Here is an 18,546-nt window from a genome sequence, read left to right as displayed (position 1 = left end):
CGACACGTTTTTATCGTCGGTCATACAGAAAGGTATAGGCGTGAAACTTATACATGTTGTATGACGGACAAACGAGATTCGAGCCGATCGCGCAACTATTTCCATGCGGGCGCCGTATCCTTCCTTAAGAAGCGAACCTGCATGGATACAATAAGGAGCTGATCGCCTGTGGAAACGTTCGGACGCGGTTGCCTTTACATCATCATCGGCGTAATCGTCCTCGTGATTCTCGCCTTCATGATCGGCGGGACCATTCAAATTCCGTGGTTTATCGTCATTCCGCTCGTGATCCTCGCATTCTGGGCGGCGTCCCGGAAGAGCCGCAAGTAACCCGCGGGAAGCGGCGCAACCCATTCGCGGCCGCGGCGCTTCCGCAGCCGGGACCTTCCGTCTCTCTCGCCGCAGGAGATCGCCGCCTCGACGCGTCGCCTCCGATTTTTTTTGCAACGTTCGGTTTGAACGAATCGTCTATGGTGTTAAGGAATGGAAAAAGGAGTTGATGATCTTACATGCATGCGATTCGCGTAAAATGGCGCGCGCTCGGCTTGTCCGTCTGTCTGGCCGTCGGCTCCCTCGCGGGCGCGGGCCTATCCTCGGCCGCGACTGCTGCCGCCAAACCGATCGTCCTCGAGATCAACGGCAATACGATCGCCTCGGCGCAGCATCCCTACCTGGAGAAAGACAGCGTCTACGTTCCCCTTCGCACCGTCTCGACGCTCCTGCAGGCAGTCGTCGACTGGAATGCGAAGACGAAGCAAGTGTCCATCTACGCCCCCGGGCATACCGTTAAGCTCACTTTGGGACAGAAGACCGTTCAACATAACGGGCAAGCGCTGCCCATGACGACGCCCGCCCAACTCAAGGACGGCAGCGTGTACGTGCCGATCCGCTTCATCGCCCAGACGCTCGGCGCCACGGTCGATTGGCAGAGCGCGAAGCGCACCGTGTCCATCGCAGACGACGGCAAGCTCGTCATGGGTTGGGCCACGACCGAAGCCCCCGCAGCCTTCTGGCTGAACATCCGGACAGGCGAGCTCTATGAGTCCTATCCGTTCGCCAGCCCGGCCAAGCTGACGGGCAAGCTGGACACCGAATTCAAGGGCTTGAACGTCTCTCTTCGCGCAGAGCGGCTCAAGGAAGGCGAGTTCGTGGTGACCGCCTCGAACTTCTTTGGGGAACCGCAAGTCAACATGACGGCAACGACCTCCTATATCAAAGACGACAAGCTGCTCCGTCAAGCCGAGGCCTCTTACTTCCAGCGGATGACGAACAACGTCGCCCATTTCCGCTGGCAGCCGCTGCTCACGGACGGCAAGTCGCTGTTCCTGCTGAATCCGGACGGTTCGGAGGCGACGACTTACGACCTCCCGAAGCTCGGCGCCAAGGACGAGAGCTACTCCGTGGAAGGCATCGGCGACGGGTATCTGCTCATCCGGCCGAACCTTACCGGGCTGCTGACCTTGGTCGATCCGGTCAACGGCAACCAGAAGCTGCTCTACGAGCTCCTCGACCAGCCCGAGCGCGAATACGCGGAGAAGAACGACATCCCTTACCGCGGCGACACGCTGGTCGTCACAGGCGAGCAGGAGGGCATCATCTACCTGGAATATCAAGGCGTCAAGGACAAGGCCGTGCATAAGCTCCAAGTCAAGGTGAAGGATTGGCTGTAAGTAAAAACGGCTTTGCCTCCTTCTCGGAGGAGGGCGATACGTTTTTATCGGAGGTCATACGGAGATGGATAGGCATAACGCTTATACATTCTGCATGACCAAGTAAAAACGGCTTTGCCTCCTTCTCGGAGGAGGGCGATACGTTTTTAACGGAGGTCATACGGAGATGGATAGGCATAACGCTTATACATTCTGCATGACCAAGTAAAAACGGCTTTGCCTCCTTCTCAGAGGAGGGCGAAACGTTTTTATCGGAGGACATACAGAGATGGATAGGCGTAACGCTTATACATCCTGTATGACAAGTAACGCCGCTCCACCGCCTTGTCGGATGACAAACAACCCCCGGCACGTTCCGCAGGGAACGTGCCGGGGGTTGTCGCATTGCTGCGATTAGTTGTCGAAGTTGAACAGCGGCGTGCTCAGATAGCGTTCGCCGTTGGACGGAACGACCGCTACGACGCGTTTGCCAGCGCCCAATTCCTTCGCGACTTTGAGCGCGGCGAAGATCGCGGCGCCCGAGGAGATGCCGCAGAGGATGCCTTCTTTCTTCGCAGCCGTACGCGCCGTCTCGAACGCGTCTTCGTTCTCGACCGCGATGATCTCGTCGTAGATCTCCTTGTTCAGGATCTCAGGTACGAAGTTGGCGCCGATGCCTTGGATCTTGTGGGGACCGGCCTTGCCTTCGGACAGCAGCGGAGACGCCGCCGGCTCGACCGCGACGATCTTCACGCCGGAGAAGCTCTGCTTCAGCACTTCGCCCGCGCCGGAGATCGTGCCGCCCGTGCCGATGCCCGCTACGAACGCGTCCAGCTTGCCGTCGAGGGAGTTGATCGCTTCGACGATCTCGGGACCCGTCGTCTCGAAGTGGATCTTCAGGTTGGCTTTATTCTTGAATTGATCGGCCAGGAAGTAGTCCGGGTTCTCGCGAAGGATCTCTTCGGCCTTCTTGACCGCGCCGTTCATGCCCTCGGAGCCGGGCGTCAGCACGAGCTCCGCGCCGTAAGCGCGGAGCAGGTTGCGCCGCTCCAAGCTCATCGTCTCCGGCATGACGATCAAGGCTCGATAGCCCTTCGCAGCCGCAACCAATGCCAGGCCGATCCCGGTGTTGCCGCTCGTCGCTTCGACGATCGTGCCGCCCGGCTTCAGCTTGCCTTCCTTCTCCGCTTCTTCTACGATACTCAGGGCGATCCGATCTTTGACGCTTGCGCCCGGGTTCTGGTATTCCACTTTAACGTAAATCTCCGCGCTGCCTTCCGGAACGATTCGGTTGAGACGCACCAGCGGCGTATCTCCGATTAAGTCGGTTACGTTCTGCACGATCCTTGCCATGACGTATTCCCTCCTAAATATGAAGCGGACGATGACGCCCTGCAGCTCTTAATCCGACTAATTCAGTCGGTTTTCATGATCTCATCTTATCAATGATAGAAGAGATTGTCAATAGCCTCTGCGCCTAGAGAACTACGATCGCAACGAGCGATCTAGGATCTCCGCGCCATACTTGGCCAGTAGCGACGCTTCTAGCTCGGGCAGCGGCGGCGCCTGGTCGAGCGCCAGCTGCTCGCGGGCTTCGGCGCGCGCCGCCTCGGGATCCAGCGCCCGCGTCTCGTCGCGGCCGATCAGCTGCACGAGCTCGTAGCCGGCCTCGGTGCGGACGGGTCCCGTCGTCTCGCCGACGTCGAGCTTGGCGGCCGCGGACAGCAGGTCCGGGTCCACGAAGGGATCGTTCTCCTCCACCCATCCCAGGCCGCCGCCGTTCTCCGCCGTCTCTTCGTCCTTCGAGTATCGCGCGGCGAGCGCCGAGAAATCGGCTCCCTGCTCCAGCTGACGCAGCAAAGCCTCGGCGTCCGACCGCTTGTCCACGACCAGGTGGGCGAAGTTCAATCGCACCCGGCCGTTGAATTCCTCTTGATGTTCCCGAACGTACCGGTCGATCTCGCTCTCCGGCACCTTGACCGTTCGGATGGCCAGCCGCTCCAGTTGCAGCCGGTATTTCGCGTCCTTGCGCACCTCTTCAGGGCTCATGCCAAGCTGCTCTCGCCTGGCGGCGTAAAACTGCTCCTCGCTGTCGTAGCCATCGCTCATCTTGCGCAGTTCCTGCGCCACATCCTCATCCGACACGACGACGCCTTCGGCCGCCGCCTCCCGCTCGACCGCCATGCGGAGCATGAGGACATGGAGCGTCTGCTCGCCGTAGGAGTCCAGCAGCTGATCCACCAATTGCCGGCGCGTGATCGGCTCTCCGTCCACGACCGCCACGGCCTCTTCGGTCGTGCCCGGGGCGCCGGACGGCTCGATCGCGCTGGGATCGGCGTTCGGGGGGGCCGGTGTATTCGAATGATTCGCCGTACAGCCTGATTCGACAAATAGAGTCCACGTTAGGGCGAGCAGAACGATCGGCTTCAGCAGCCGCTTCGTCCTTCTCATGGCCATCATCCCCCGTTTCTATCGCGACTTGGCGCGTTCAAGAACCTGCGTCAATTCCGCTTTGTCGAATGTGTAAGCCTCATTGCAGAAATGACAGTGAACTTCGGCCTGTCCGTCCTCGTCGATCAGCTTGCGCAGCTCGGCCTCGCCAAGGCTGATCAGCGTGCGTTCGACGCGCTCCTTCGAGCATTGGCAGACGAAGCCCGGCTCGATCGAATCGTGAATGACCAGATCGTCGCCTACCAGGAAGCGAAGGAGACCTTCCGCCGTCTCGCCTTGATCCAACAGCGCGGTCACATGCGGCATCGTCGATACCGCGCGCTCGAGACGCGCGAGCTGTTCGTCGCCGATCCCCGGCATGACTTGGACGATGAAGCCGCCCGCGTGCAGCACGGAGTTGTCCGTATCGACCAGGACGCCCAGGCCGACGGCGGACGGCGTCTGCTCCGACGCGGCGAAGTAATAGGTGAAGTCCTCGGCCAGCTCGCCCGAGATGATCGGCACGCTGCCCCGATAGGGCTCCTTGAGCCCCAGGTCTTTGGTCACGTTCAGGAATCCCGTCTTGCCGACGGCGCCCGCGACGTCCAGCTTGCCCATGCTGTTGCTCGGCAAGTGCACGTGGGGATAATCGACGTAGCCCCGCACCTCGCCCGAGGCATTGGCATCGATGACGATCTGCCCGAGCGGGCCGTCGCCCTTCACTTGGACCGTCAGCTTCTCGTCGCCTTTCAGCATCGTCCCCATCATCGCGGCGGCCGTCGCCGTCCGTCCCAAGGCGGCCGAAGCCGTCGGGAACGTATCGTGACGCCGCTGCAGCTCGCGCACCAGCTCCGTCGTCCGGGCGGCGAACACGCGGATCGCGCCGTCCCAAGCGGTACCTCTAATCAATTCGTCTTTCACGAAGTCACCCCTTCTACGCTTCAGCTCATGCGTTCAGATATTGCGTTCGTAGATGATCCTTAATCCCTCCAGGGTCAGCAGCGGATCGACCAATTCGATCGACTCCGACTCTCCCGCGATGAGTTCCGCGAGTCCGCCCGTCGCGATGACGCGCGGCTTCACGCCTTGCTCCTCCGAGATCCGCTTCACGATGCCGTCGACTTGTCCCGCATAGCCGTAGATGATGCCCGACTGCATGGCGGAGACCGTATTGCGACCGACGACGACGCGCGGCTTCGTCAGCTCGATCCGCGGCAGCTTCGCCGCCCGCTGGTACAGCGCTTCGGCGGAGATGCCGATGCCCGGCACGATCACGCCGCCGAGGTACGAGCCGTTCCCGTCGATGTAGTCGAACGTCGTCGCCGTGCCGAAGTCGACCACGACGAGCGGCGTGCCGTAGTGCTCGATGCCCGCCACCGCGTTGACGATCCGGTCGGCGCCGACTTCCTTCGGGTTCTCGTAGCGGATGTTCAGTCCCGTCTTGATGCCCGGTCCCACGACGAGCGCTTCCCGTCCGACGTACTTGCGGAACAGCTGCTCCAGCGTCGGCATCAACGGCGGCACGACGCAGCCGAGGATGACGCCGTCGATGTCGGCGGCGCGGATCCCCGCGATCTGGAACAGGTTCGTGATCAGAATGCCGTATTCGTCCACCGTGGAGGAACGGTTCGTGCTGAGCCGCCAATGCTGCTTCAGCGTCTCTCCCTCGTACAAGCCGAGCACGATGTTGGTATTCCCGACATCGACGACTAAGATCACGCCTTTTCCCCCTTTTTGATCTCGTTCAGATCCAGACTGATGTCGAGCGCCTGGAACGAATGCGTCAGCCCGCCCACGCTGATGACGTCGACGCCGCTGGCCGCGATCTCGCGCACGCGCTCCGGACGGATGCCGCCCGACGCCTCCAGCACGATATGCGGCGCCAGCTCCCGCAGTCGGACCGCGGCTTCGCGCGTCTGCTCCGGCGACATGTTGTCGAACATGACGATATTCGCGCCCGCCTGCGCCGCTTCGACGGCTTGCGCGAGCGATTCCGCCTCGACTTCGATCATCATCGTATGCGGCACCCGGCGCTTCGCCGCTTCGACGGCGGCAGCGATCCCGCCGGCCGCTTTGATATGGTTGTCCTTGATCATGACGGCGTCATACAGGCCGAAGCGGTGGTTCGCCCCGCCGCCGACGCGCACCGCGTACTTCTCGAGCGTCCGGTGACCCGGCGTCGTCTTGCGCGTATCCGCGATCCGCACGGCGAACCCTTCCGCTGCGGCTACGTACTGCCTCGTCTTGGTGGCGATGCCCGATAGACGCTGCATCAGGTTCAACGCGAGCCGCTCGCCCGTCAGGATGCTATGCGTGGCGCCTTTGACGACCGCGAGCACCGTGCCGCTCTCGATCCATTCGCCGTCGGTCGCCTGCTTGTCGAACGTCAGCGAAGGATCCACGATTTCGAACACCATCCGCGCCAAGGGCAGGCCCGCGATCACGCCGGCTTGCTTGGCATGGATGATCCCGATCGAGTGATGCCCCTCCGGCACGATCGCCATCGTGCTCACGTCCCCGCTGCCGATATCCTCGGCCAGCCACGCGCGAATCTGCGCGCGGACGGCATCGACGGCCGGGCCGCCGATCCGCCAGTCGTTCTCCCGTTCAAACATGGCTAATGACCTCCTCGCCGATGCCCAGCTCGCGATGCAGCACCGTATGTTTGCGCCAAATCAGATCGTCCCGTTCCGGGAAGTCTTCCCGGTAGTGCGCGCCCCGGCTCTCTTCGCGGGCCAGCGCGGCCTCCATGACCAGCATCGCGCAGGTCAGCAGGTTCGCGAACTCCAGCTCCTCGCGCTTGGAGATATTCGTCTGGAACAGCGGGAGCTGGCGCCGCAGCTCTTCGAGGCCCTTCTGCAAGCCCGCGGCGTCTCTGCGCAGCCCCGCGAACCGGACCATCACCTTCTGCAGCTTCAGCCGCCGCTCCACGATCGCGCCGGTCGGCGCGCTAGTCCGGCCTTGGCGGCCGCTCGTCGCGAGCCGGCCGGCCAGCGGCCCCATCGCGTCGATGCGCTCGACGATCCGGCGGCCGAATACGATCGCCTCCGACAGCGAGTTGCTCGCCAGACGGTTCGCCCCGTGAACGCCGGTCGACGAGACTTCTCCGCACGCGAACAGCCGCGAGATGCTCGTCTCCCCGTGCAGGTCGGTGCGCACGCCCCCCATCATATAATGGGCAGCCGGCGCCACCGGAATCCAGTCCGTCGTCATATCGAGGCCGTAATTCAAGCAGAACTCGTAGATATTGGGGAAGCGGTGACGGATCAGCTCCGGCGATTCGTGCGTAATGTCAATGTAGACATAGGTGGACTTGGTCGCTTCCATCTCGCTCAGGATCGCGCGGGCGACGACGTCCCGCGGCGCGAGCTCCATCTGCTCGTGGTACTTCTCCATGAACCGGTCGCCGCGAATGTTGCGCAGCACCGCGCCCTCGCCGCGCACGGCCTCCGAGATCAGGAAGCGCGGCGCGCCCGGGTAGCAGAGCGACGTGGGGTGGAACTGGTTGAACTCCATGTCGCGAATGTTCGCTCCGGCCCGGTAAGCCATCGCGATCCCGTCCCCGGTCGCCACTTCGGGGTTGGTCGTATAGCGGTACAGCTGCCCCGTACCGCCCGAGCACAGGATCGTCGCCTTGCCCCGCACGACGACGCGCGAGCCGTCGGGCTTCTGCACGAGCGCGCCGTAGCATAAGCCGTCCTCGGTCAGCAGATCGAGGGCGAAGTGATCGTCCCAGATCTCGATACCGCTCGACTTCACCTTGTCGGCCAGCGCGCGCACGATCTCGAAGCCGGTCGCATCGCCGTTCGCATGCAAAATACGGCGCTGACTGTGGGCTCCTTCCTTCGTCAGCGCCAATTGACCGTCTTCTTCGTCGAAATGCGTGCCGTACCGGATGAGCGCTTGAACGCCCTCCGGTCCTTCGTGCACGAGGATGTCGACCGCCTCCGGATCGCACAGTCCGGCTCCCGCGATCAACGTGTCCTGACGATGGAATTCGGGGGAATCCTCGTCGGAGATGACCGCGGCGATTCCCCCTTGCGCATAGCGCGTATTGCTGTCGAACAGCGACTTCTTCGTGATCATTAACACACGGTTGCGTTTGCTAGCCTTGATCGCGGTGAAGAGCCCCGCGATGCCGGCGCCGATGACGATCACATCCGTCTCGACGGTCGGCAGCTTCTCCAGATCGAAATCGACAATATAGCGTGGTATCATGACCGGTCCCCCACCCGTCCGCCTACTTCACGAGGAGCATGCGCTCCAGCGAAGCCCGGGCTTTGTCCGCGACGTCTTGCGGCACGTGAATCTGCGGCTGCATCGTCTCCAGCGCTTTGACGACTTTCTTCAGGTTGTTCACCTTCATGTTCGGGCAGACCAGGAACTTGCTCGCGAAATGGAACGTCTTGTCGGGGCTGTCGACCCGCAGCTGATAGCCCGTGCCGTCCTCGGTGCCGACGATGAACTCTTGGTGGCTCGACTCGCGGCAGTACTTCAGGATGCCGGTCGTGCTGCCGACGAAGTCCGCCAGCTCCACGACTTCGGGACGGCATTCCGGATGGACGACGAATTGGGCGTTCGGATACTTCGCCCGCATCTCGTGGACGTCCTTCACGGTCAGCATGTCGTGCGTGTTGCAGTAGCCTTCCCAGATGATCATCTTCTTGTCGGTATGCTGCTGCACGTAGTGGCCCAGGTTCTTGTCCGGGCACCAGATCACTTCGTCGGAATCGACCGAATTAACGACCTTCACCGCATTGGCGGACGTACAGCAGATATCCGTCTCCGCCTTCACGTCGGCCGAGGAGTTGATATAGGTCACGACTTTGGCGTTCGGATGCTTCGCCTTCAGCTCCCGCAGGCCGATCGGGTTCACCATGTCGGCCATCGGGCAGCCCGCGCGCTCGTCAGGCACGAGCACGACCTTGTTCGGCGCGAGGATCTTGGCGCTCTCGCCCATGAAGTGCACGCCGCAGAAGACGATGACGTCCGCATCGGTCGCCGCCGCCTTCTGGGCCAGCAGGAACGAATCGCCGCGGAAGTCGGCGACCTCTTGAATCTCGTCGCGTTGGTAATAATGAGCCAGAATGATGGCGTTGCGTTCTTTTTTCAGCTGCAGTAGGCGCTCGCGCAATTCGCGGTTCTGTTCCGCCTTGCGTTCCAGGGCCAAAGCTTCCATGTGGGTTCTCCTCCCTACGGCCTGAACTTTGCCGGGGTCCGTCGCACATCATCCCGGTTCGGGCGGCGACTGCCGCCGACCGGGCGCCGGGATCGAGTGACGCAAGTTCGGGTCGTATTCCATAGTTTGTGAATCTAGGCACAAAGGTTGGGACAACCTTGCTCTTCATGCAAGTAAAAACGGCTTCGCCGCCTTCCATGGAGGGCGATACGTTTTTATCGGAGATCATTCAGTGATGAATAGGCTTGAAACGTATACACGCTGAATGATTCGGAAAACACGGCTTCGCCGTTCTTCGGAAGCAGGCGAGACGTCTGTATCGGCGACCATTCAGGAGTGACCGAGCGCGAACGCGCCCGAATCCGGAATGATCAGGTCAAACGGCCGGGTACATGGGACCACAGCGCTTCCGCGCGTGTCAAATGTGGCTGTTTAACAACTAATTTACACGGGTAGGGAGGGGCTGTCAATGAATGTTCCTATATTATAGAGATGATTTTCACGCACTCCGATGGACATTCACCCTGCAGCGGAACTTCATCCCGATCTGCGTTGTCTAATCTAGGGAGGTGATGGGGTTTGGAGGACGCGCATTGGTCCTATATCGAGCGGATGGACCCGACCGGGCTCCGCGAATTGATGCACAAGTACGGTCAGGACGTATGGAATCTGGCCTTCATCCTGACCCGCAGCCGCGACATGGCGGACGATGTCTCTCAGGACGTGTTCCTCAAAGCCTATACGACCATCGGCTCCTTCCGCGGTTCCTCCTCGGTCCGGACCTGGCTGCTCGCGATTACCCGCAATACGTCGATCAATGCGATGCGGACCGCCTTCATGCGCCGAGTGACGCTGACGGCATGGGTGACCGACACGCGGGCGAGTCCGTCGGCCGAGATCGAAGCGTTGGCCAGGACGCTGTCGGACGAGATCTGGGCGAAGGTGCTCGCGCTGCCGTTCAAGCTGCGGGAAGTCCTCATCCTCCAGGCCAAGTACGAGATGAGCATCCGTGAGATCGCGGATCTACTGCGGCTCTCGGAGGGAACCGTGAAGTCCAGGCTCGCCCGGGCGCGCGGACGAATGACGGACAGCCGAGAGGAGGAGGAAGCGGATGCGTGAGAGAGAACCGGACTGGTACGCCAGGTTAAAAGGAAATCCGGTGCGCGAGCCGGGATTCACGGAAGCGCAGATGAGCCGCATCGAACGGCGAGCCTGGGGGGATGCGCAGATGCGTAACATGATCGAAGACAGGCGCTCTTCGCGCGGCCGCCGCTCGAATCGCCTTCGCGCGAGCGCGGCCGTGGCGCTGATCGTCATCGTCGGATTAACGGCGCTTTGGCGCTTTGGCGGGACGGGATCCCATGTCGCGGAACCGCCGGCACCCAGCCAGATCGCGACGGCCCCAGGGCCGAATGGCGGGGCTACGCAGAATCCCCAGTCGGACTGGGGCGAAGCGATCAACCCCGAGCGGTTAGAGGGGACGCTCGGGGATCAGCTTCCTTTCTCTACGGAAGACGTAGAGGAGATTACGGTTCAACCCCCTAGGTCCGGTCCGGTACTGACGGTCCCGAAGGCTCGCATGTATGTCCTGCTGCAGAATCTGAACGGATTGGATCTCAAGGCGGCACGGATGCCGGAGGGACAGGGACCCGAGTATTACATGGGATCATCCGACTCCTCTACGCTCATCTTCAAGGCATCGGGCAAGAATTATACGTTAGACTACGATCCCGCCAGCAATACTTATGGAATCATAGGCGGCAAGGGAACGCGCTTCTACGCCGACGACCAAGTATGGCTGTTCCTGCAGAGCCTGCTGAATTCGGGCTCCGTCTGGGCTGATTACGGCGATCTCACGGAACAAGGGCGCGTCGAGGCCGAGAATTCGAGCGGTAACGGGGAGCCGAACAACAAATCCTATAAGCCGGACCGCCTCCAAGTCTCCGGCCGCGACTATAACGCGTGGGAGCAGCAATTCCTAGTCCTCTCCTCCGGCATCCGCTATTGCGACAGCAGCCTCGGGACGTCGGGCTTCATCCAAATGATCGGTCAAGGTAACGAACCGGATGTTCTCCGGCTGGGCCAGACGATCGTGTTCGCCACGGATGCGAACCGGACCTCGGACGGGATTGGAGTTGGCCTCACGGCAGACGAAGTGGTTCGGAAGCTGGGCGAGCCGAATGCGAAGACGGACACGAAGTGGAGCTACCGCATCGGCGACTACCTGAAGTTCCACCTCCTCTTCGAGCAGGGCAAAGTCCGATTCATGGTCCTTACGATGCCGGCTTAATCGGACACGTTCTTTTCTAGTAGAATTCGGGTAAGATAGAGAGGAAGCGCAAATAAAGGAGGATGGGCATGCCCACGATTCAAGTAGAAGGCAGAGCGTCGATCCAAGCGACGGAGGGGCAGAAGCTCGTCCTGGCTCTGGAGAGCAACGGAGTGGACATGCTTCACCGCTGCGGAGGAAACGCAAGATGCACCACGTGCCGCGTCGAAGTGCTCGCAGGAGACGCCGGCCCGGTAGGCGAAGCTGAGGCGGCGATCTTGAACGCCAAAGGCTACGCCGATCAGAACATTCGCCTGTCCTGCCAGATCCGGGTTCATCGCGATCTGACCGTGAAGCCTGTTATGACCGTGTCCGAATCCGGTCTCGAGCCGGGCACGCCAGTCGCCGAATAGTCTTAGGTTGAGCAGCTGCAGGCCGTCATCCGCTTAGGGTGACGGCCTGTCTTGTGGTTGCTCCGACCCGTTTACGATAAAAAACACCTCCAGGAATAGCATCGGAAGGAATTTCGGATTCCGATGGTACCTGGAGGTGCGTCTTCATGCTGAAATACTTGCCTTACTGCGGTTCGCCTTCGCCGTCGTCGCGGCGTTGGTCCGGATTCGGAGGCGTGCCCTCTTCGTCGCGGGGTTGGATACGTACGCGCATGTTGCCGCCCAGCGTATCGATGATCGGTTCGGACTTCGGCTCTCCGCCATCGTCGTCGCCGTCTTCCGTAACTTCGAGGTTGCCCTTCTCGATCAGCGCCTTGATCTGTTCGAGTTCGAGCGTCTCCTGCTCCAGCAGCGTGTTGGCGAGCAGGTGCACTTCGGCGCTCTTCTCGGTCAACAGCTTCTTCGCGCGGTCGTAGCAGGACTGAATGATCGACTGCATCTCTTGGTCGATCTCGTATGCGATGGCATCCGAGTAGTTCTGCTCATGGCCGAGGTCGCGGCCCAGGAACACTTGGCCTTGGGTCTGACCGAACTGCATCGGCCCGAGCTTGTCGCTCATGCCGTATTCCATGATCATGCTGCGCACGATGCCCGTCGCTTGCTTGAAGTCGCTGTAGGCGCCGGTGCCGATCTCGCCGATGAACAGCTCTTCGGCGACGCGGCCGGCCAGGAGCCCGGTGACTTTGTCGAGCAGCTCCTGCTTCGTGACCAGCATGCGGTCTTCCTTCGGCAGCATGATGACGTAGCCGCCCGCGCGTCCGCGCGGAATGATCGTCACCTTGTGCACCATATCGGCATGCTCCAGGAAGAAGCCTACGATCGTATGGCCGGACTCGTGATAGGCGACGATCCGCTTCTCGCGGTCGCTGATCACGCGGCTCTTCTTCTCGGTACCGACGATGACGCGGTCGATCGCTTCGTCGACTTCCTGCATGGCGATGTCCTTCTTGTTCTTCCGGGCGGCGAGCAGCGCCGCTTCGTTGAGCAAGTTCTCCAGGTCGGCGCCGGTGAAGCCGGTCGTGCGCTTGGCGATCGTGTTCATCTTGACGTCCTTGGCGAGCGGCTTGTTGCGCGCATGCACCTTCAGTACCGCTTCGCGGCCCTTCACGTCCGGACGGTCGACCGTAATCTGGCGGTCGAAGCGGCCCGGGCGCAGCAGCGCCGGATCCAGGATGTCGGGACGGTTCGTCGCCGCGACGATGATGATGCCTTCGTTCGCGCCGAAGCCGTCCATCTCGACGAGCAATTGGTTCAGCGTCTGCTCGCGCTCGTCGTGTCCGCCGCCGAGGCCTGCGCCCCGCTGACGGCCGACGGCGTCGATCTCGTCGATGAAGATGATGCAAGGCGCGTTCTTCTTCGCGTTCTCGAACAGGTCGCGGACGCGGGACGCGCCCACGCCGACGAACATCTCGACGAAGTCCGAGCCGGAGATGCTGAAGAACGGCACGCCCGCTTCGCCCGCTACCGCGCGCGCGAGAAGCGTCTTACCGGTACCCGGAGGCCCGACGAGCAGGACGCCCTTCGGGATGCGGGCGCCCAGCGCCGCAAACTTGCGGGGATCCTTCAGGAACTCGACGACTTCGACCAGTTCCTGCTTCTCTTCGTCGGCGCCGGCCACATCCTCGAACGTGACCCGCTTCTTCTCTTCATTATAGAGACGGGCTTTGCTCTTGCCGAAGTTCATCACTTTCCCGCCGCCGCCCTGCGCCTGATTAATCAGGAAGAAGAACAGGATGAACATGATCACGAACGGGATGATCGAAGTGAGGAAAGTCAGCCAGAAGCTTTCGCCCTGCATTTGCTTGTTCACGACGTCGAATTTCTGCTTAAGCCCCGCTTCGGAGATCATATTGGCCTGCTGCTCGGTCAGAGCGACCCGGCCAGAGAAGGTATCCGACTTGTGACCGTCCGGCTTGGTCTTGTAGTGGCCGGTAACCAGGTACGTGCCGCGATCGACTTGCAGGGTCAAATCCTTGATATTGTCCTGTTCGATCGATTCGATAATTTTGTTGTAAGTAAGTGGCTCGGCCGTCTCGTTCTTGCTGATGAAGAACTGGACGATACCGACGGTCACCAAAAAGATAAGCAAATAAAAGCCTGTGTTGCGGATAATCCGATTCATCCCTGACCTCCTCCCGACACGCTTACATCATTTTACCATAGCCTGTCTTGGCATCTCAATAGAAGGCGCGATAGCGCGAAAGCATGGATAACTGGGCATCTCTTAACGGTTGGAATACACTTCCGGCTTCAGGACGCCGACATAAGGCAAATTGCGGTAATGTTCCGCATAGTCAAGACCGTAACCGACGACGAACGCGTCCGGAATGACGAATCCGGTATAGTCCGCGTTCAGGTCCACCGTCCGGCGGCCGGGCTTGTCGAACAAGGCGACGACCCGGACGGACAGCGCGTTCCGGCGCTCCAGCACGTCGATCAGATAGCTAAGCGTCAAGCCGCTGTCGATGATGTCCTCGACGATGATGACGTCGCGGCCTTCGACCGACGTGTCCAGATCCTTGACGATCTTCACCTCGCCCGACGAGCGGGTCGAGTTGCCGTAGCTGGACACGGCCATGAAGTCGAGCTCGATCGGGACGGTGACGTTCTTGGACAGATCCGCCATAAAAATAAAAGCGCCTTTGAGCACGCAGATGACGAGCGGGTTGCGCCCTTCGTAATCGCGGCTGATGGCAGCGCCAAGCTCCCGAACCTTCGATTGAATCTGGTCTTCCGAGTAGAGTACTTCTTGAATGTCGTTCTGCAAAGAGGGGACCTCCCAGTCCGAATTAATACACGGTATGATGGCTTGACGAACTTCATGTCGCCGTATCGTCAATCGGCTCCGGTCTCCGGACGGAACGGCCCGCATGCGACATGGACGACCGAATGTGCGCCCGCGCCTGGCACGGCGTGCCGGGAGCGTCTCAATCCGGGAATCCACAGGATGCGATCCGCGCTGTCCGTGAGCAGCGGCCGCTGATCGCGCTCGGATCTGGGGATCTTGGCGTCAACGAACATATCTTGCACTTTTTTAGAGCCGTTTAGTCCCATCGGGTCCATCCGGTCTCCAGGCCTTCGATTGCGGATGACGAGCGGCCAGGCGATATCCGTCTCGTCAAAAAAAGCCTCCCTTCGGAAATCCGACGGAGAGGTGTGAGGTCCGTCCGCGCGGCGGAACCGGAAGATCAGGCCCGATTCCGTCACGTTCACGTCCGCGTCGGCCTCGGGCACCCGATAGGCGAACGCGGCTTGCGCAGGCCGTGAAGGCCCGATATACGCAACGTCGTATTCGCGGATCAGGACGATGCCGGAACCGACGTCCATCCGTACGACAGCGGGCGCTTCGGCGGCGATCGCCGCCGAGACTTCCTCCACCTGCTCGAACGGCTGGGGGGAACGCGGTCCCGCAAGACAATCTAATATTAGTTTAATCAATCTGCGTTGTAAAGCAACGTGAAGGCCGCGGAACCGCCCGCACTGCAGCGACCAGCCTTCCCCTTCGCGGGAAGCCGCGTCCGCGAGCGCCTTCGCCGCCTCCGCTTCGAGATAATCGTGGTCGGCCGACGCCAGCTCCGCGAGCCGGACCAGCGACCCGCGAAGCTGCGGGTTGTATCGTTCGAGCAGCGGCATCACCTCGAGACGAATCGCGTTGCGGAAGTAATGCGGATCGGCATTGCTGCTGTCCGTCACGTACGGCACGCCGTTGCGCTCATCATATAATAGAAGCTCACCTTTGGTAATACGCAGCAGCGGCCGAATGAGTTCCAATTCCTTTTCGGCGCGCCGCATGGGAATTCCAGCCAGGCCGCCGACGCCGCTCCCCCGCATCAGCCGCATCAGCACGGTCTCCGCCTGATCGTCCGCATGGTGGCCCAGCGCGATCGTGCGCGCGCCGTGCCGCCGGGCGGTCTCGCGGAGGAACGCGTAGCGCTTCTCCCGGGCGGCCTCCTGGGGATTCATGCCCGTCGAGGCGATATACGCGGGCACGTCGATCTCGGCAACCTCGCAGTCCACGTCCCACGCCTCGCAGATCCGCTTCACGAACGACGCCTCGGCATCCGACTCCGCGCCCCGGAACCGATGGTTCACGTGAGCCGCCACCAGGCGGACGCCGGCTTCGCCAGCCAGCTCGCGCAGCAGATGCAGCAGCGCCATCGAGTCCGGACCGCCGGATACGGCCGCCACGACGCAGGCGCCTTCGCGCAGCCAGCCTTCCGCTTGGACCAGCGCCCTCACGCGGGCCAGGAGATCGCCTTTTGCCGCCAACGGTTCGTCCTCCTATCTAATGAAGAAACCAGATCGCCGCCGCCGAGCCGCACAGTACCACGGAGGCCGCCAGCAGGCCGGCCATCCATCCGGGTACATGCCCGTCGCTCGCATCCTTCGGCTGAGCCGCCGCGTGCACGAGCGCGCGCCAGTGTTCGCTAGCTTCCCGCGCATGCTGGAACCGGCCGTACAGCGCCCGATCCAGCCACGTCTCCATCGGCCTCAGCGTCGGATTCGTCCGGATAAGCTCCACGAGCTCCCTCGGATGGCGGTTCTGCGGGAGCAGCGTCCGCGTCAGCTGGAGCAGGCGCTTGCCGTCGAGCGCGTGAATCCAGAGCACGGCCACCGCGAATACGTCATAAGCCGGGTCCGCCGTCCGGCTGCCCGCGGCCCAGTAGCCCCGGTCGTAGATCTCCGTGAACTGGCGGACGCCCCGTCCGATGGCCGTCGCTCCGCCGTAGTCCACGAGCGCGACGCGCCCGTAGCCGGAGACGAGCACGTTGTCGCTCTTCACGTCGCCGAACACCCAACCCGCCTCATGCAGCTCCGACAGCCGCTCCAGCAGACGGTATCCGATGACGCCGAACCATTGCGAACCATGCAGCCGCAGATACGCCTTGACGGGCGACCCCGGCACGTACTGCATCGCATAGAACGGCAGCTTCTTCCCCTGCCACTCCGCATCGTCCACGTCCAGCAAAAAAGGCGGACGGCTTCGCTCCCGCTGATCCAGCGAGGCCAGCACGTTCGCTTCCGCTTGGAGGTCCTCGGTCTCCTTGCCGATCTTCAAGGCGCAAGTCCGGCTCCCGCACGTCGCGAGGTAGACTTGCCCGTTCGCCCCGAGGCCGAGCAGGCGCTCGAGGCGGTAACGCTTGCCGTTCCACTTGCCACGCAATACCGTACCAGGCGGCAGTTGCTTCTCAGACGACGTAATCACTCCGCACCCCGCCCATATCGTCACGCTTCGTCAGCGTTATTGGTTGCTGCGGTTCTGTAATAATCTTACCACAAGTTTCCCGGAAAAACTCTACCACGCGCAAAAGGGCGGGCCCGGTCGGCGTCGTCCCCTTCATGCGCAGCTTGGCGAAGATCGCGCCCAAGCGGCTCGGCGCGTCGCTCCAATCCAAATCGAGCATACATGCTTCATTGGACAATTCGCCCGGGAAATGAAACACGGCGACGGCGCTCTCGCCTTTCCGCGCCTGCAAGCTCAGCCCGAGGTCGCGGATGGCCTCCTCGACCGCGTTCAGCTTCGGCTTCATGCTGCCGCTCGCGTCGATCAGCAGCGCGACCCGCAGCGGCGAAGTCTCGCCTAGATCCTCCATGACGCGGACCACTTCGGCCCGCTTGACCGGCGGCAACTCGGCGACCGATTCCACGCCCAAGAGCTGGCGAAGCTCGTGATTCACCGCCTGACGGATCGTGCCTTGCACCGTCTGACGGGTCATCATCTGCACCGTCTGCGAGAGCTGCTGCGTGGAGACGATGCGGCTCATCCCGCCGCCCGCGCGGGCGATCTCGGCGATCTCGATCGACCCCTGCTCGCCCACGCTGCCGTCGTCCACGACGCCCGCCACGTTTACCGTGATGCCTTCCGCATAGGCTTGCGCCGCCGCGATGACGGGACTCTCGCCTACGTTCGAGCCGCCGTCCGTGATCAGTAGAATTTGGTTCATTACGCACTCACTCCTTATCTCTTTCTCTATTAGCATTGTCGCCAACGGATGGGAGATTTAACCGTTCGGCGGGAATCCGGCGGCTTTGTCACAAATGCGAAGGCTGCGTTGTCTATAGGGTGAGATCTATAAATTCATCCTTTGGAGGGAAAACACATGCAAACAAGATTCTCCTACCACGACGCCAACCCCGAGGCGCTCCAAGCGCTGCTAGCCCTGGAGCAATTCGCCTCGAGCCGCGGCATCGAACCCAGTCTCTATGCGCTCATCAAGCTGCGCGCCTCCCAGATCAACGGCTGCGCGTTCTGCGTCGACATGCACGCGAAGGATCTGCTTAAGCTCGAAGGCGGGCTCGACCGCGTCGTCCTGCTCCCGGTCTGGCGGGAAGCGCCATGCTACACGGACAAGGAGCGCGCGGTGCTGGATCTGACCGAGCACGCGACCCGCTTGTCGGAAGCCGGCGTGCCGCAGCCGGTATATGAGCGCGTGCGCGAGTTCGTGGACGAGAAAGAATTCGTAGACATCATCATGGCGATCAACGCGATCAACAGCTGGAACCGGATCGGCGTGGCGACAGGCATGTTTCCCGGGTGCGCGATCGGAGGACACTGAGCCGCCGGAA

At 61.7% G+C, this 18,546-nt stretch carries 18 protein-coding genes; 6 read left to right on the top strand and 12 right to left on the bottom strand.

What is annotated here, in order from left to right; all coding sequences use genetic code 11:
- Positions 1-168: 168 nt before the first annotated feature.
- Together H7C19_RS02740 and H7C19_RS02735 are read left to right on the top strand one after the other, a co-directional pair.
- Positions 169-330 carry a hypothetical protein gene (locus tag H7C19_RS02740; RefSeq protein ID WP_185141043.1) on the top strand — a complete coding sequence of 54 codons (162 nt, stop codon included), beginning with the start codon at positions 169-171 and terminating at the stop codon, positions 328-330.
- Between the two features lie 179 nt (positions 331-509).
- Positions 510-1,670, top strand: a complete 1,161-nt coding sequence (locus H7C19_RS02735; RefSeq protein WP_185141042.1) for a copper amine oxidase N-terminal domain-containing protein — start codon at positions 510-512, stop codon at positions 1,668-1,670.
- Positions 1,671-2,063: 393 nt separating this feature from the next.
- Here the strand turns inward: H7C19_RS02735 and cysK are convergent, their stop codons facing one another.
- From cysK to nadA, 7 genes are all read right to left on the bottom strand, one after another.
- Entirely contained in the window at positions 2,064-3,002 is a 939-nt protein-coding gene (cysK, locus tag H7C19_RS02730; RefSeq protein WP_185141041.1) for a cysteine synthase A, read from the bottom strand.
- Positions 3,003-3,134: 132 nt separating this feature from the next.
- A complete protein-coding gene (locus H7C19_RS02725) occupies positions 3,135-4,100 on the bottom strand; it encodes a peptidylprolyl isomerase (RefSeq protein WP_185141040.1) in 966 nt (321 codons plus the stop codon).
- A gap of 18 nt (positions 4,101-4,118) precedes the next feature.
- Positions 4,119-5,000 (bottom strand): Hsp33 family molecular chaperone HslO, encoded by an 882-nt coding sequence (hslO, locus tag H7C19_RS02720; RefSeq protein ID WP_185141039.1) that lies wholly within the window; start codon positions 4,998-5,000, stop codon positions 4,119-4,121.
- A 33-nt stretch (positions 5,001-5,033) separates the two neighbouring features.
- Positions 5,034-5,798, bottom strand: coding sequence for a type III pantothenate kinase (locus tag H7C19_RS02715; protein ID WP_185141038.1), 765 nt, complete (start codon positions 5,796-5,798; stop codon positions 5,034-5,036).
- Entirely contained in the window at positions 5,795-6,694 is a 900-nt protein-coding gene (nadC, locus tag H7C19_RS02710) for a carboxylating nicotinate-nucleotide diphosphorylase (RefSeq protein ID WP_185141037.1), read from the bottom strand. The genes H7C19_RS02715 and nadC overlap by 4 nt, the downstream gene beginning before the upstream one ends.
- Positions 6,687-8,297, bottom strand: a complete 1,611-nt coding sequence (gene nadB / locus H7C19_RS02705) for an L-aspartate oxidase (protein ID WP_185141036.1) — start codon at positions 8,295-8,297, stop codon at positions 6,687-6,689. The genes nadC and nadB overlap by 8 nt, the downstream gene beginning before the upstream one ends.
- Before the next feature lie 22 nt (positions 8,298-8,319).
- Positions 8,320-9,258 carry a quinolinate synthase NadA gene (nadA, locus tag H7C19_RS02700; RefSeq protein WP_185141035.1) on the bottom strand — a complete coding sequence of 313 codons (939 nt, stop codon included), beginning with the start codon at positions 9,256-9,258 and terminating at the stop codon, positions 8,320-8,322.
- Between the two features lie 579 nt (positions 9,259-9,837).
- Between nadA and H7C19_RS02695 the strand changes: the two genes are divergently transcribed.
- The 3 genes from H7C19_RS02695 to H7C19_RS02685 all read left to right on the top strand — a co-directional run bounded on the left by H7C19_RS02695 (position 9,838) and on the right by H7C19_RS02685 (position 11,940).
- Positions 9,838-10,377, top strand: coding sequence for an RNA polymerase sigma factor (locus H7C19_RS02695; protein WP_246469270.1), 540 nt, complete (start codon positions 9,838-9,840; stop codon positions 10,375-10,377).
- Positions 10,370-11,548: a hypothetical protein gene (locus tag H7C19_RS02690; protein ID WP_185141034.1), complete on the top strand. Its 1,179-nt coding sequence runs from the start codon at positions 10,370-10,372 to the stop codon at positions 11,546-11,548. The genes H7C19_RS02695 and H7C19_RS02690 overlap by 8 nt, the downstream gene beginning before the upstream one ends.
- Before the next feature lie 68 nt (positions 11,549-11,616).
- Positions 11,617-11,940 carry a 2Fe-2S iron-sulfur cluster-binding protein gene (locus tag H7C19_RS02685; protein ID WP_185141033.1) on the top strand — a complete coding sequence of 108 codons (324 nt, stop codon included), beginning with the start codon at positions 11,617-11,619 and terminating at the stop codon, positions 11,938-11,940.
- A 163-nt stretch (positions 11,941-12,103) separates the two neighbouring features.
- Here the strand turns inward: H7C19_RS02685 and ftsH are convergent, their stop codons facing one another.
- The 5 genes from ftsH to H7C19_RS02660 all read right to left on the bottom strand — a co-directional run bounded on the left by ftsH (position 12,104) and on the right by H7C19_RS02660 (position 17,924).
- Positions 12,104-14,101, bottom strand: coding sequence for an ATP-dependent zinc metalloprotease FtsH (gene ftsH / locus H7C19_RS02680; protein WP_185141032.1), 1,998 nt, complete (start codon positions 14,099-14,101; stop codon positions 12,104-12,106).
- 102 nt (positions 14,102-14,203) lie between these two features.
- On the bottom strand, positions 14,204-14,746 hold the full coding sequence (hpt, locus tag H7C19_RS02675; RefSeq protein ID WP_185141031.1) for a hypoxanthine phosphoribosyltransferase: 543 nt from the start codon (positions 14,744-14,746) through the stop codon (positions 14,204-14,206).
- Between the two features lie 68 nt (positions 14,747-14,814).
- Positions 14,815-16,248, bottom strand: a complete 1,434-nt coding sequence (tilS, locus tag H7C19_RS02670; RefSeq protein WP_185141030.1) for a tRNA lysidine(34) synthetase TilS — start codon at positions 16,246-16,248, stop codon at positions 14,815-14,817.
- Positions 16,249-16,264: 16 nt separating this feature from the next.
- A complete protein-coding gene (locus H7C19_RS02665; protein WP_313731287.1) occupies positions 16,265-17,185 on the bottom strand; it encodes a serine/threonine protein kinase in 921 nt (306 codons plus the stop codon).
- Entirely contained in the window at positions 17,169-17,924 is a 756-nt protein-coding gene (locus tag H7C19_RS02660; protein WP_185141029.1) for a vWA domain-containing protein, read from the bottom strand. The genes H7C19_RS02665 and H7C19_RS02660 overlap by 17 nt, the downstream gene beginning before the upstream one ends.
- Positions 17,925-18,080: 156 nt before the next feature.
- On the opposite strand from H7C19_RS02660, the gene H7C19_RS02655 reads away from it, so the two are divergent.
- Positions 18,081-18,536 carry a carboxymuconolactone decarboxylase family protein gene (locus H7C19_RS02655; RefSeq protein WP_185141028.1) on the top strand — a complete coding sequence of 152 codons (456 nt, stop codon included), beginning with the start codon at positions 18,081-18,083 and terminating at the stop codon, positions 18,534-18,536.
- The last annotated feature ends 10 nt before the right edge of the window (positions 18,537-18,546 follow it).

The organism is Cohnella nanjingensis (assembly GCF_014212125.1).
Lineage (GTDB): Bacteria > Bacillota > Bacilli > Paenibacillales > Paenibacillaceae > Cohnella > Cohnella nanjingensis.
This window is presented reverse-complemented; position numbering and strand designations above follow the sequence as displayed.